Origin of the sequence: Paenibacillus sp. FSL R5-0908, assembly GCF_038006245.1 — a bacterium.
Lineage (GTDB): Bacteria > Bacillota > Bacilli > Paenibacillales > Paenibacillaceae > Paenibacillus_AQ > Paenibacillus_AQ odorifer.
The window spans coordinates 3,350,473-3,363,552 of the sequence record NZ_JBBOUV010000001.1 but is presented as its reverse complement, the minus strand read 5'-3'; the positions used below and the strand labels follow the sequence as shown (position 1 = coordinate 3,363,552).

At 53.8% G+C, this 13,080-nt stretch carries 18 protein-coding genes; 1 reads left to right on the top strand and 17 read right to left on the bottom strand.

Annotated features, from left to right (window positions below; all coding sequences use genetic code 11):
- Positions 1-447 (top strand): hypothetical protein, encoded by a 447-nt coding sequence (locus MKZ09_RS15100; RefSeq protein WP_341040987.1) that lies wholly within the window; start codon positions 1-3, stop codon positions 445-447.
- Between the two features lie 55 nt (positions 448-502).
- Here MKZ09_RS15100 and MKZ09_RS15095 read toward each other — a convergent pair whose 3' ends face one another.
- The 17 genes from MKZ09_RS15095 to MKZ09_RS15015 form a co-directional block, all read right to left on the bottom strand.
- Positions 503-712, bottom strand: a complete 210-nt coding sequence (locus tag MKZ09_RS15095; RefSeq protein ID WP_341040986.1) for a hypothetical protein — start codon at positions 710-712, stop codon at positions 503-505.
- Positions 713-716: 4 nt separating this feature from the next.
- Positions 717-1,100, bottom strand: a complete 384-nt coding sequence (locus MKZ09_RS15090; protein ID WP_341040985.1) for a hypothetical protein — start codon at positions 1,098-1,100, stop codon at positions 717-719.
- On the bottom strand, positions 1,097-1,348 hold the full coding sequence (locus tag MKZ09_RS15085; RefSeq protein ID WP_341040984.1) for a hypothetical protein: 252 nt from the start codon (positions 1,346-1,348) through the stop codon (positions 1,097-1,099). The genes MKZ09_RS15090 and MKZ09_RS15085 overlap by 4 nt, the downstream gene beginning before the upstream one ends.
- A 599-nt stretch (positions 1,349-1,947) precedes the next feature.
- Positions 1,948-2,295 (bottom strand): hypothetical protein, encoded by a 348-nt coding sequence (locus tag MKZ09_RS15080; RefSeq protein WP_341040983.1) that lies wholly within the window; start codon positions 2,293-2,295, stop codon positions 1,948-1,950.
- A 204-nt stretch (positions 2,296-2,499) separates the two neighbouring features.
- A complete protein-coding gene (locus MKZ09_RS15075; RefSeq protein ID WP_341040982.1) occupies positions 2,500-2,739 on the bottom strand; it encodes a hypothetical protein in 240 nt (79 codons plus the stop codon).
- 15 nt (positions 2,740-2,754) lie between these two features.
- Positions 2,755-2,892 (bottom strand): hypothetical protein, encoded by a 138-nt coding sequence (locus tag MKZ09_RS15070; protein ID WP_341040981.1) that lies wholly within the window; start codon positions 2,890-2,892, stop codon positions 2,755-2,757.
- Positions 2,892-3,119 (bottom strand): hypothetical protein, encoded by a 228-nt coding sequence (locus tag MKZ09_RS15065; protein ID WP_341040980.1) that lies wholly within the window; start codon positions 3,117-3,119, stop codon positions 2,892-2,894. The genes MKZ09_RS15070 and MKZ09_RS15065 overlap by 1 nt, the downstream gene beginning before the upstream one ends.
- A 66-nt stretch (positions 3,120-3,185) precedes the next feature.
- Positions 3,186-3,671, bottom strand: a complete 486-nt coding sequence (locus MKZ09_RS15060; RefSeq protein WP_341040979.1) for a hypothetical protein — start codon at positions 3,669-3,671, stop codon at positions 3,186-3,188.
- Positions 3,661-3,984 (bottom strand): hypothetical protein, encoded by a 324-nt coding sequence (locus tag MKZ09_RS15055; protein WP_341040977.1) that lies wholly within the window; start codon positions 3,982-3,984, stop codon positions 3,661-3,663. Before MKZ09_RS15055 ends, MKZ09_RS15060 begins: the two co-directional genes overlap by 11 nt.
- A 218-nt stretch (positions 3,985-4,202) precedes the next feature.
- Complete coding sequence (locus tag MKZ09_RS15050) at positions 4,203-4,709, bottom strand: hypothetical protein (protein WP_341040975.1); 507 nt, start codon at positions 4,707-4,709, stop codon at positions 4,203-4,205.
- Entirely contained in the window at positions 4,696-5,304 is a 609-nt protein-coding gene (locus MKZ09_RS15045) for a hypothetical protein (protein WP_341040974.1), read from the bottom strand. The genes MKZ09_RS15050 and MKZ09_RS15045 overlap by 14 nt, the downstream gene beginning before the upstream one ends.
- 30 nt (positions 5,305-5,334) lie before the next feature.
- A complete protein-coding gene (locus MKZ09_RS15040; RefSeq protein ID WP_341040973.1) occupies positions 5,335-5,766 on the bottom strand; it encodes a hypothetical protein in 432 nt (143 codons plus the stop codon).
- A gap of 24 nt (positions 5,767-5,790) precedes the next feature.
- On the bottom strand, positions 5,791-6,270 hold the full coding sequence (locus MKZ09_RS15035; protein ID WP_341040972.1) for a hypothetical protein: 480 nt from the start codon (positions 6,268-6,270) through the stop codon (positions 5,791-5,793).
- Between the two features lie 12 nt (positions 6,271-6,282).
- Positions 6,283-6,840 (bottom strand): hypothetical protein, encoded by a 558-nt coding sequence (locus MKZ09_RS15030; protein WP_341040970.1) that lies wholly within the window; start codon positions 6,838-6,840, stop codon positions 6,283-6,285.
- Positions 6,801-7,223 (bottom strand): hypothetical protein, encoded by a 423-nt coding sequence (locus MKZ09_RS15025; protein ID WP_341040969.1) that lies wholly within the window; start codon positions 7,221-7,223, stop codon positions 6,801-6,803. The genes MKZ09_RS15030 and MKZ09_RS15025 overlap by 40 nt, the downstream gene beginning before the upstream one ends.
- A 2-nt stretch (positions 7,224-7,225) precedes the next feature.
- Entirely contained in the window at positions 7,226-9,925 is a 2,700-nt protein-coding gene (locus MKZ09_RS15020) for a DNA polymerase (RefSeq protein WP_341040968.1), read from the bottom strand.
- 54 nt (positions 9,926-9,979) lie between these two features.
- Positions 9,980-13,069 carry a DNA primase small subunit domain-containing protein gene (locus MKZ09_RS15015; protein ID WP_341040966.1) on the bottom strand — a complete coding sequence of 1,030 codons (3,090 nt, stop codon included), beginning with the start codon at positions 13,067-13,069 and terminating at the stop codon, positions 9,980-9,982.
- Positions 13,070-13,080: the final 11 nt, after the last annotated feature.

The following is a 13,080-nucleotide window of genomic DNA, read 5'->3' as shown; positions in this document are numbered from 1 at the left end:
ATGAGATTCTGGCATAAAATTCTGCTGTCAGTCCTCGCTTTCTTCATCGTCGCCCTAGATGTAAGTGTAATCATGATTATGAAAAAAAGCTGGCAGCTAAACATGGACAGCGAAATGCAGCGTGCTTCAAGCGAACAGCTATTAATTGCAAACAACATTTATGAAAATCTTGAATCGATTCAGACCCGTGGGGCCACACTTACCTCTACTTTAATCTCCAGCGTGGCTCAATCCTATGGTGAATTTTATCATAAGCAGGGAATCGGACTACAGCTCTGGGAGAATGACCAGCTGGTTTATCCGAATGCTGGAGTCCCATCAGTCTCAACACCGGAGTCACATTCTATTCAACTCTCTACTGAGCTCCCTGCTCCCTATCAAGCTTTGACGATCGTTTATCAACGTGACATCAATGGCCCATCCGTAAAAGCCACAAAACTAACATAAAGGATTTAGCCTACCCCGTACCCTTATTCCACGTACTATAAAACGAATTTCACACTCATTCATCCTGTGGATTAAATTTGTAAAAGTTCTTCATATACGCCTTATTGGCTGCTTGTAGCGCTTCTTCTGACGGTCGGTTCTTCACTGTAGCCGTAATGTTGTAGCCATGACTCCGATACTTTAAAACCTTCTGTCCCAGATCATTGTAAGATATCTCTGCGGAAGAAATTGTACTTTCGGCTTGTCCCTTCGCTTTATCCTCCACATGTTCAACCCCTATTCATCCTGCGCAGGTGTTCCTTAAACACGGACGTCTGCATGCCGCCGGAATAGCCTACCTGGTCGATATGGCCCAGCATGCGCATGTCCAGCGTAGTACGGTATCCGATCCGATCACCTAAAGCGGCAACCTGTCCAGGATCAGCACGTAGGTTACCGGCTACATTCTCAATGCTGGCGGCATTGAATACCGACACCAGTAGCAGGGCGTCGTCGTGGCTGTGCGCGACCCCGATCACCAGGTCCTGGTATTCTGGTATTCCGTCGCTGTTCCCTATGCTGGACAGGCGCAGCCGGACTTCGTAGCGCGGTAGGTTCCCCCTAGTGACATTCTCAATAACCAGGTCAAGCGTCTGCGGGTGGCCTGTGTTCATTGTTCGCCCTTCCTCCATTCTGCGCCCCGGTGCAGGCGGCCCTTATCGTCAGTGTACGGATAATAGGTTTTACTGCAGCGGGCTTGCCTGCAGTATAAATGCCGGACTGTACCGCCGTTCGGGTTGATCCGGCGCATAGCCAGGCGGCCGGTCTTTAGTACAAAAGCGACCTCATTCCCGATGTACACATAGGCGCGGAGGGGTTCCCCACATTCGCAGACCGGCGGGCTGTACGCTGGCTTCCTCATCCCTGGCCGCCCCCTTGCCATTCGCCGCACCGGTTACAGCGCAGTCCTGGGTGAACGCCGTGAATACAATAGCCGGGCGGGTATTCCGGGGACCGATCCGTAGGACTGTACCAGCGGCAGGTCGGCCGGTGATTGCCTGCCGTACAGCCACAGTCCTGGACCTGAACAGCTGGGGGTTGCGGCTTTTGGCGCTCTACCGAATCCATGGGCCGGTAATCCATGAAGCCCGGCATAGGGTCGCCGGTGATCTTGCCGTCCGGCAGGAGATACTGGCCATTACACAAGAAGTGGCCGTGATGTTGGGGCGGTAGTTTTGGTATTTCGGGCAGCTTGGCCCGCAGCACGTAGGCGTCTACCAGTTCCACGCTGGCCGTGATCTCCGTCCCTGGGTGTACCGGATGTGAGGATATCTCTTTCAGCCTGCACCTAACATCCTGTTCAATCTGCTGTAGCAAGGCTTTCAGCTGGACCCCCGACAGTTCCGAATACTTTGCACATTCTGCCGGTAACAGCGGCATATCCATAGCCGCGCGAATGACGATTCTCATAATAAACCCGCGTCCTTCCTGCATTTTATAAGTTTTACCTTCTTACCATCTTTACTTCTTTACTTGTGTTTTTACCCACTCCAGCGCCTGGTCCCAGGTCTGAAAATCCGGGGCTTCGGTCTTATCTATAAAAGACCCGTAGGCCTTAATAGGGAATGGCTTCCAGTGTTCATAATGCCGGAATGTGATGCCCTGGAACTGCCCGTACAACCGGGCTTTTTGCTCTGCCCTGGCATCCCGGGAAGGCGGGGCCTTCGGCCCGAACCCCCCGCGCTTGTAACGCTGTAGAGCGCGTTCCAGGGTCCAGCGGGCTAAGTGCGTCGCGGGGTATCTCTCCCTGCGACGATCTCCATTACATAGCGCAGCAATCGCGGTCAGGGTATCGGGCTGGTCGGTCATTGGGCCGGTTCGCCTGCCTTCCGTGGACACCAGCGTTTTATGGTCTTAAGTGTTAGCGGGCTGGGGTAGGACATATCCCCGAAACCGACGAAGGTGTTTTCCGTGGCCTGGCTGGCTTCGGGATGCTCACAGTAGTATTTCTTACGGCCCAGGCGGTTCTGCTGGGTCTGCATCCGGCCGTGCTGCTTACAGTGATTGCAATACTTACACTGCATCCAGTTCACCGGCTTTCGGGTAGCGCATGGACCGGGCGGCTACGTCTACGGTTACGCCGTCATAGTCCCGTTTCACGCGGTACATAGAATACCGGCTGCCCTTGTAAACCCGGATAACGATCCCGGACCAGGGCGTCCCTTGTGGCGGTGTAGGTGTTACCCTGTCGCCGTATTGGGTCTGCCAGCTTTTTAAGATAACGGCCTTACCTTCTGCGGGCCTAATGCTCATTACCTACCATCCCCTTTACTGTTTATCAAACCAGGCTTTCCACTCAGCCCGCAGGCTCTCTACCTCGCTAGGTGCTAACTTAGTAAATTCGTCTTGACTCATGCCCTTACCAACAATCAGCCACTCAAAGAAAAAATAGTTTTCCTCATTCATTACTTACCGGCTCCCTTCAAATAGTTTTCCCCGGCTTCGGTCAGTACCAGGAACGTGTCCTGGACGCCTGGAGCTGTCTCGCGCAGTTCGTGGGCCAGGAATCCGGCCTTATGTAACTGCTGCAGGTATTCGTCCAGCGTCGTGTGCAGGACGCCCTGGGCAGCCCCTGCTTCACGGAATACGTAAAGCAAGGACAGCACCTGCTTGCGGGTTGGCGTGGCCGCCATTACAGCGGCCTGGTCGCTACGATGTGCAGCGCCTGCTGGGCATTGAAGCCCTCCTGGATCAGTGCGTCATACTTCGCTTTCAGGATACGGGCGTCGATATTTGCCTGGCGTACAATTACGGGTAGCAGGCTTTCCTGGTAGTCTTGCGCTATTTCCATTTCGGCGCGGCTCATGCGACCGTTTGGCTTGTCTGAATTGCTCATAGCTTCGTTTGCTCCTTCCCAGCTGGTTACGCCAGCGGTCGAATCGTGATTTTAGATAACCCTGCTCATTCGGTCGCCAGCTGCGGTAAGGCGGGCGCGGATCGTGCGGTTGTGCGAATAACTCGGCCAGGCTCAGAGCGTCCGGCGGTTCCCACATTCCCCGCATAATGGCAACTAATGCGTCATGGTCTGCAGCCTGCACGGCTCGGGCAATGGCTGCAATGTCAGGCCGTATAACAGGTAGACCTATTACATACATGTAATGCGATTCCCAAGCCTTGATATCAGCTATGATCTGCTCCCGGGTCGGCCTGTCCTGTTCATCCGGTGGCCATTGGTCACTGCTCATACGGCACGTACCTCCCTTCGGACCAGGTAAAGCCGTGCATAGCTTCCACGGCTGCCAGTGCGAAGGAATCACCCAGCCGATAATCCCGAACCAGGTCGCGGGCTTGATCCATGAGATCAGCCATAGAAGCACCGGTAAGCTCTCCCAGGGTTATCAGCCGGTTAGCGTAATCAGCCTGGACCGGGATCGGAGTCCCTACAGCCGGGAAACGCTGCAGGGGCTGCTTAATGCTGGTCAGCTTATCCAAGTTAGAAAGTGTACGGTGAATCTCGTCCAGCCGGTCCCGGGCGTCTTGCAGCTGTAGGCGTAGCACGTTGCACTCGTCACAAGGGGCTGGCTTCGTCCGGGATTGCAGCAGGTGGTACAAGAAGTGCAGCTGATACAGAATCCAGCTGTGCGGCTTCGGGACTTCGATCCCCAAGCCCCGGAGCTTGGCCATTAGGTCAGCGCGTTCAGCCGTTGCTTTCTTCGTTGCCTGGCGGTCCTTGTCCGGGTCGCTGGGTTGGTTCTGTTCATAGCGCGGCTGGTGCTTCATAGGCCTGGCCCGCCGTCTTGCTGGTCAGCGGTGCGGATATGGACTGCCATATCACCGGCCATTAAGGATAGGGGCTGCTTTGGATACAGCAGGTTCATGTAATAATTCTCGGTTTCCTCGGCCCGCCGATCAAGGCTGATTAACGCCCAGGCAAAGGCTTCGACGGCGTTTTCCATTTTGACGTATTGATCGTAATTGCCGTCGTTCTTACCAGTTTCGCGTGTGATCCCGGCCAGCAGAATATGGCCTAATTCATGTACCAGGCCCTGTTCCATATCCAAAGGCTGGGGAATTGTGGGGCTGTAGTCTATCGTATTGCCTAACCATATTTTCGCGTTCTTCATAGTCTCCTGGTAGAAGACCTTCGCGTCGCCGTCTATGTCCTTCATCCGGCATACCTCGACGACGATATCCCAGTCCTGCAGATTCAGCTTGTGCTGCCAGTAGCGCAGCCGTTCTTCGGCTTGCTCCTGGGTCAGTAAGACTTCTTTACTGCTTATCATCCCATAGCCCCCTTATCGCTTGGCCGGTCCTTTCGGCCGGTGAATATGCCGCCGGTGTGGCTTGCTCGGCGTAGTCCATCAGATATTCCACGGCGTCCTGCTGCGAATTGATAGCGATCTGCGGCGGTATTACGATAATCGCCCCCATGCCTGCCTGGTGCAGGGCGGCCTGCGTAACCTCGCCCAGTTTGCCCGGGTCCAGCACATCGAAGGCGGGCTGCCCGTTGATCTGATTAGGCAGCGCGTAGCAGCAGCCGCGAAGTTCCAGGTAGATTATCTGCACTACCAGGCGGTTACCTAAGTACGTTGTGTCCAGGTCCATCCATACCGGAAGTTCAGGGCTGGATGACTGGCCGAATAGTTCGACCTGCAGGTCTTCCGGCGGGCTGGCAACCTCCCAGACGTCGATCCCCAGTACCGTACTACGATCTGTTATATAAATCGTGCGGTCGGGTAGAATCAGCGTTACGTCCGGCTTATCAAAAGAATAAATGCCCATTTGTAGCCAGGTGAAGCCTTCGGCCACGGTCGTACACTTTGGTGGCAGTGTGATTTCGTAACGCTGGAAGGTCGTTACTATATTCGCGCATATCATTTTTGACGTCTCCCCCATCCTATTAAGCGATCAGAATAGCCAGTACCCCAGGATAATACCCAGGGGCAGACATACGCCGATTAAGAAACCGCGCCGGGCGGCTTTAAACGATAGTTCGGCTGCTGCTTCGGGCCAGTAAAGCTTCACGCGGTTCACTTCGGCCGCCAGGTCCTGGCTTTCCTGTAGGGCTTCTTCATATCTTCTCTTGTAGTAATCTCGGGCTGCTTCAATCTGCAGCAGAGCCAGGTCCAGCCGTCCCTGCTTCTCAATGGTTGTCTGTTCCTCTTTGATCTGCTGACCGGCCCGGCGGCTGCTTGTTGGGAACTGCTTAACCTTATTGTCGTCGCACATTGTCCGGTTCTCCTTCCTTAGTTGACCCAGCGCCAGCTTAAGATTATCGCGCTGCCGGTCGTTTTCACGGCGGCGGTAACCTTTCCCCCAGCCGTGTTTCTTCTTTGCCATACAATCGCCCCCAGCGATTAGAATTTAAAACGGTAATCCGGTCATTTGCTCCCGCAGCAAGGCCGGAAGCACCTTGTCTGCTTTGTCGATTAACCCCTGGATCACCAGGAATTCTACCCAGTAGTCCGGCCCACGCCGGGCCATCTTCCCGAAGTTATCGACGGTCAACCAGGCCAGCGGATCACGGCCGTATTCTTTTGACTCCAGATAAATCTTGTACTGAATGGAGTAGATAAACAGGTCGATCACGCTATCCAGGACGCCTTCGTTTCTAACCTGCAGGTCGCCGCGCTGTATCCACATTCTGCAGCGGTTAAGCTTCTTTTCGACCTCCCAGGCCCAGATTGTCCGGGAAGCTTCATAACCTCGGTCGTTTCCGAATTTAATCAGTGAGCGCATAAACATGCTATCGTAGTCCGTGTTCTTAGCTACGAATAAATCCTGGGATTCGCCCAGGAAGTGAATCCAATGGTGGTCCAGGTGTGGGGTTTTTTCGGCGGGCATCGTCATTCCTCCTTATGGTGTGACCAGGCTGTCCACGGCGTCGTGTGAAGCTTTGCGCGGTTCGGCTTCCCGGCGCAGCGCCCGGGCTAATCCCAGCCGGTGCGCGTTGCCGTCCTGCATGAATGTGGTCAGGTCGTCGCGTTCCTGAAAGCCAGCCAGCACAGATTCATACTCTTTCATACGTTTAGCTCCCAGGCCGTAGATAATGGCCACAGCGTCCCGGATGTGGTCCAGGGCTACCTTGTAGCTCTCTATATTCATGAGCTGCGCAGCCTTCCGTGGAAAGACATAAGTAGCGTCGAACGCTGCAGAGCTGGCAGCCATTTCCGGCTTGTGGGTGATATTCTCCCCGATGCCGTCGGCCCGCTGTATCGTGTGCAACTTTTCCTGGAACCGTTCGACACGGGTCGGGCCGATCCCGAACAAGGCGGCAGCCGCGTCCAGTGCGTGGCCTACACCGATTTCATACGCCAGGTAGTTCCCCCGGATAATCTCTACCTGGACAAAGGTCTGCCGGGCGGTCCAGGCTTCTATTTCGCGGTTTCGGCGTTTTCGTTCTGCCCTATCCATAGCGCAATACTCCTTTCGTTGTAATAAAGCAATGCTGTATCCCTCTGACTCTGTGCCAAGTTAATAGAGTCCATATATGCGTGGGCTTTCTGCGCGGCTTCTATATGATCTTTGGCGGCAATTCCGTGAAACTGGGCGTAACTCCGATGCTCTCCATATTGACGCGCATTATATTGAAGTACATACACAAGGTCGGGCGGCTTCGGAGCTTTCAAAGCACCGGTACGTTTGTCCTTCCTGTACTTACTAACAACCCAGGCGATATTCCATTCCTTGGATATCCAACCGGCAAAGTACCCTGTTTCTTTTGCCCGGCGCTCCGGTGCTTCCTTTGGTGTTGCAGCTAATCGCACCTCTCGGCCGTTATTTCGTTTATCAATCATTCTTAAGCCCCCCGCTTTTCTTGCGCCCATTCGCGGGCGTCGCGTTTCTCGCCCCAGGCATAGCCTACGCTGCCCTCGGCTTCGATTCTTACCGGGAAGTCCGGCAGCGGCGGCCGTTCCATGCGGGCCTTAACAAAGGTGTGCAGGGCGTCCACTACGTCGGCGTCTTCGTCGGCTTCGAATATGATTTCGTCGTGTATTTGGGCTATCATATCCGTGCTGCCGTGGCTCAGAGGGTGGGCCTTGCATGCTGCTGTAAGGTCCAGCAGTCCCATGCGATCCGCGTCGGAAGCTTCGGCCTGGTCGTACCGGATAGCTGTACCCCGGCCGATCTCGTCGTAGACGTCGTTCTGTACGTCCTTCATGACGTCCGCAGCTGTTCCCTGGATCGGCGTGTTACCGGCTTGACGTCCGGCTGATCCGCGCTCATAGCTGTTCGGGCTATTGATCCCAGGCAGCAGACGCTTATACCCGTAGATCGTTTCTGAATATCCGGTGTCCCTGGCCAGCGTTACTATGTCAACCTGGTATTTAGGGATACCAGGGTAAGCAGCTTTTACTGCAGCGACCATCTTCGCGCATTCCTCCAGCGTCTTACGGACGCCGTAGTCGGTTTTGAATGTGGTCTGCAGACTGTGTTCCGTACCGCCGTAACTGATCCCGAAGTTTGCGGGCTTGGCGTCGGTACGCTCTTTCTTTGTGATTTCCTCGCGGCCGGTCATACTCTGCGCGGTGCGCTTGTGCATATCCCCGCCGGTGTTAAACAGTTCGATCATGGTCCCGTCGTTAGACTTCCAGGCCATGATCCGCAGTTCGAAGCCCGAAAAGTCGATAAAGAACAGGATTTTGCCCGGACCGGCTATATAGAAATTACGGATTTTATAGACGTCGTTATCCGTCCGGGGTACGTTCTGGCCGTTCGGGTGGAAGCTGTTCAGGCGGGCCGTCTCTGTCCAGGGCGTGTACTGCGCATGAATGCGGCCGCTCACGGGGTTAAGGTGTTTCTCCCGGCCGTCTATGTGGCTGGAAAGCAAGGTCGCGGCCTTCTGAATGGCCTTCATGAGCTGCATTAACTTCATGCCCTGTTCCCGGAATGGGTGCGGTTCGCGCTTGGCGATCCGTATCGCCATTCGTTCGTCCTTGGATAGCTCCGGGTCCGTGTCCGGGTCAATCTGCTCCCAGCCTTCCGGCAGGGGAATAGCCAGATACTTTTCTTCCTTCAAGTCTTCCAGCTTGTGCAGTAGCATGAATTCCATGTCAATTAGGGCTTCTTCGTCCAGGCTCGGCAGGCGTACTCCCTTTTTTGTGGGGTCGCCCAGTTTGGCTATCGGTAGCCTCATAAGGTCGAAAATAACAGACCTTACTTCCCCGGTCTTTCCGCCCTTGCCTACGTTGACCTCCAGGGGCCTATTGTCGTCGCCTGTTAGGCATCCCCGTATGATCTCCCGGATAGACTCTGCGGCTGCTGCTTGGGCAGCTATGGCTTCCTTCCGCTTGGTTTCGGCCAGCTCGGGGTCCCACTTCATGCCCCAGTATTCCATAAGGCCGATCACTCGGCCGAACGGCATTTCAATATTATTCAGCCAGTCTTCATACCGTGGTATCTGCTTGGCGATCTCCATCCAATACAGGTCATGCTGGACAGCGTAGTCGGCATCCTCTGCAGAGTATTCCAGGCCTTCGCCCCGATCTGCGGCGATTTCGTCAAAGAAGTCCGCGCCGTGCTTTTGCAGCAGCTCCGTAAAGTTCCCCATTTGGACCCCGAATACGTCCAGGGTCGTCGGCTTAAGCCCCCATCCGCTGGCTGGTTTCTTCGGGTCCTTGATCTTCTCCGGGGCTACCAGCTGCATGCACCGGACCCAGGCGACCAGCGGATCAGCTGCTGGCTTTTGGATATACTTCGCGTACTTGGCTGCGTATTTGGTTTCAAAGGAAAGGTTAACGGCGATCTTCCGAACGTTCTCATTACGGAATATTTTCCGGTCCAGCATGTCCAGGAACAGCTTCCGGGCAGCGTCGCGGGTCAACATCGGTTCAAATACCTTGCCCTGCTTATGGCTGATAGGCACGACGCGGACTCGGTGCGGCTCGGGGCAAAGGCTGGCGGTACAGATATCCCCGCGCCACGGATCAAGCGGCGTTTTCAGGTAGATAGCCCGCTGGAAATCGTATTCCTTCTGCAGCTCGGCCGCTTTGGCTTCCCAGATTTTCGCGGTCTTTTCAGCGGCCTTGTGTCGGCGCTTCTCTTCGGTAGCCCGCTGCTTCTCGGTCAACGTATCCAGGCCTTCCAGGTCAATCGTCATAGCTTCGTCAGCTACAGCCAGGTAATGCGCCCGGCGGCCCTCCAGGTCGAAGTCCTTTTCCCATTGGGTCCAGGCTGCCCGGGTTTCTTCATTGGCTGCCGTCTCCCAGTCAAAACCGCATGTGCCGGTTTCAATACACCGGTCCAGCCATTCTTCCAGCTCGGCAGCCGTCAGGATTGGCGCATAGTCTTTCAATTGCTGGGGCTTGATTTTCGGCCAAGCAATATCAAACTGACCAGGCTTTAATTTCTTAGCTCTTGCGGCCGCCATATGGGATAGGTTCACCGGTGGGGCTTCGCCCACTTCCGGCCCAGCAACGGCTGCAGGACTCAGCGGCTTTTTCTTTGGCGGCACTTGTGCTAATGCTTTAGGCTGGCCAAACAATCCTCCTAATTTCATGATGTCGCCCTCCTTGTGCCGTTACTTACATGTAACAGCATGTGTAAAATTTTTTTAGAATTCGTCTTCGTCTTCCAGGCTATCAAATACCCCATGTTCAAACAGCTTCCCTATGTAGCTGTTAAACTTGGCGGTCTTGCGATACCCGCCGGACGTTTCTTGTATCATTTGCATTTTCGTGAGCATAGCCGCTATGGATTTCGCTTCTTCTCGGTCAATGGCCAGCATGTTTTCGATGCTGGACTGCCGCACATAATTCTGCTGTGCAAAGAGCTTTACGAAAGCAAAAAACTTCGTATCGCTCTGCAGTGTAGTAACTACCTTCCGCAGCGTGGCGGTGATCTTCTCATAACGGGAATCGTCTATCGCGTCTTCTTTAATAGCCAGGCGGGCGTAATAGTTCAGGCCACAGCCTGGAGCATTATACAGCTCTTTCAGGTAAGCACCTATAAACTCTACATGCCCCGGCCATACGACAATCCGTTCGCCGGATTCGTCTACACTATGCGTCAGCGACGCCAGCGCTACCGCCAGCCGGGCTATCTTATTTCGCTGGTCGGACGGCGATACCAGGGGAACGTCAGAAGCATTACCGTATATCTTGGATAATTCGGTACTGACTTCCAGGATTCGGTCCGTTGCGTCATTTGTAAATAGCACATGCTCCGGCTTCCGGCTCCAAGCAAACAAAATACTATTTTTCAGAATCTCCGGCGTAACCATCTTGGGAAAGGTCGGCAGCTGGGCGTTATACTTCTCCGGGGGAACGTCACCCGATTTCATAAAGACAGCAAAGTCGAAGCGCCGAATATCCTCATTATTGAAGATATCCCTTAACGATTGGACGCCTTGGCCGTAATTGGACAGCCGTTTCCCGCCTGGTACATTACCGGACATGATGCCCCGTACCCGGCAAGGTGTTTCTGCTGTTACCGCCCGTTTAACTTCCAGGCGACCGTCGGAACGTGCCAGCGTCATTTCGCCGTAAGCGTCCTTATCAATACCGGTATCTTCGTCGATCCATATCAGTTCCTTGTCAGCCAGCGGCCAAGCTCCCCAGACGATGTACCAGGCTCCGCTGGTTCCGCTTTGTTCCATCTTGTACGTTAAGCCGGTCCGGCTCGTACTCTCAGCATTTACCCGGCTGCCTAATCCGACATACCGCTGTATTTTACTTATTAGCTCGGATTTCCCTGTCGCTGTGTCACCTACTACTTTCAGTTCCACCCAGCCCCGGATCGGGTCCGAAGCCCACGGAACAGAGAAGCGAAGAACTGAATGGTAGGTAAGAAGCACGGCCAGCAGTGTTTCGTCCCTTTCCACAATTTGCGTTACGTTGTAGGTCAGGTCCGTACAGAGTGCGGCCAGCTTCTCTTCGATATCCTTGGCCGTGTACTCTGCTGGCTGCAGGGTGGCCAGCTGCAGCTTAATATCGTCGTTAATCTTAAAGCTGTCCACGACGTCCTGCAGGGGCTTGGCATCCTTAATCATAATTGTGGCTTCCATCGTCTTCGGATGGGCAAACACATAACCCGAAAGCTCATAATACTTGTTTTCAGACACTGGAAGACCGCCGACGGCGTAGACCTTCCGAAGCACGTAACCCCCTGCCTTCTCTTCAAGCTCCTGCTTGCTGTTCTCGGCCATTGGAATAACCAGCATTTCTTCGACGTTCGTCGTTTCTGAAATATCTGTTGTGTACTTATTGCAGGCTGGAATGCCGGATAAGGTCCGTAGAATCCCCGTAATATTGTCGTCATTGGTGCCGGTCATTTGGATTAACTCCCGATCCATGACCCCCAGATCCCGGTAATAGGTGTGACTGGTTATGTCATAAAGCGGGCAATGCGTTTTCTTACAGCCTTCGCGCCCCCAGCAGTAATATTCAATCTTGGAAGGAACAATATATGGCGTATGACGCTTACCGGCTACCATGACGCGGGTTTTAATCAGCTTGCCGGTTAATTCGGCGTCGCCGGTTTGGGATAAGTGAAGTGTCTCCGCAGTTTCTGCAGATTGTTCGCCCTTTTTAATGCAGGGGCAAAGACTTCCGGCACATGCTACCTTATCGTATTCCTTACTACCTGGGCGCTTCTCACCGTGAAGACTGCGAATAAAGGCACAGCCGAAACGGTAGTTATTTTCCTTGTCATAAACCGCTTCTACGACGCTGCGGGTATTGGCTGCGCGTTGCTCTACATCGTACCGACTGTCCGCGCTGGTGTGCTTCTTAACCCATTCGTCGAGAATCCTTACTGCTTCTTCCTTGCTATGACCGGCTTCCTTGTAGTACGCGGCCAGTTGCACCGTAGCCTGGTTCCGGTCACCGTCTTTCTTCCACCCAGATTCCATAATGTCCATAACGCACACCGGCGGGCGGTCTTTGCGGAAATTGAATTCCTCTTTCGCGTACCGGTCGCTGGACGTTGCCATAGCTTCGTTCCACTCTTGTTCCTTGGCCGCGTAAAACGCTGCAGCATCTACACGAAGCGCTAAATTATCGGCTCTTACTTTGGGATCAATTACCGGCTGAATACGGGGCATGCTGGCTTTATTTTTGATATCCTCCAGCGTGAGGGTCCGTAGTTCCTCCAGGCTTAATTCAATTTTGAATTTCTTCGTTCCACTGTGTACCGAATTCGGTAGTCGCAGCATGCGGTGATGGGTATAGACCGCCAAGTCCAGCGAACGCAATTCCAGGCGGTGAATAAGATACCCGGCTATATGCTTGTAAATCTTATGCAGGTCAGCTCCAGGCTTGATTCCAAAGGCTTGATAATTAATTAGAGCATGGAAACCCTTGGACCCGGAGAAGTAAAGACTTATATCGGTTTCCTGGACGCCCAGCTCATTCATGAAGAATTCAACCAGTTTAATTACATCCGATTGGCTGACCGCCGGATCAGTCTTGTAATCCAGATCAAAGTACAACGGGGCTATGAATACTTCCCCTTTGGCTCCCTTTTGCTTTGAAGCAAAACGCTGAACCGTACAAAAGCAGTTATAATTATTTGCCACTTCCTGCTGGTAGGTCAGTACACCTTCTGGATACTTAACCCGCGTCCAGCCGACCGCCCGACCGTCTTCATTTGTGTGCCAGGCGTCAACATATTCATATTCTGTGTGCTGTGGTTCTCTTGCCATGTATTGCCCGC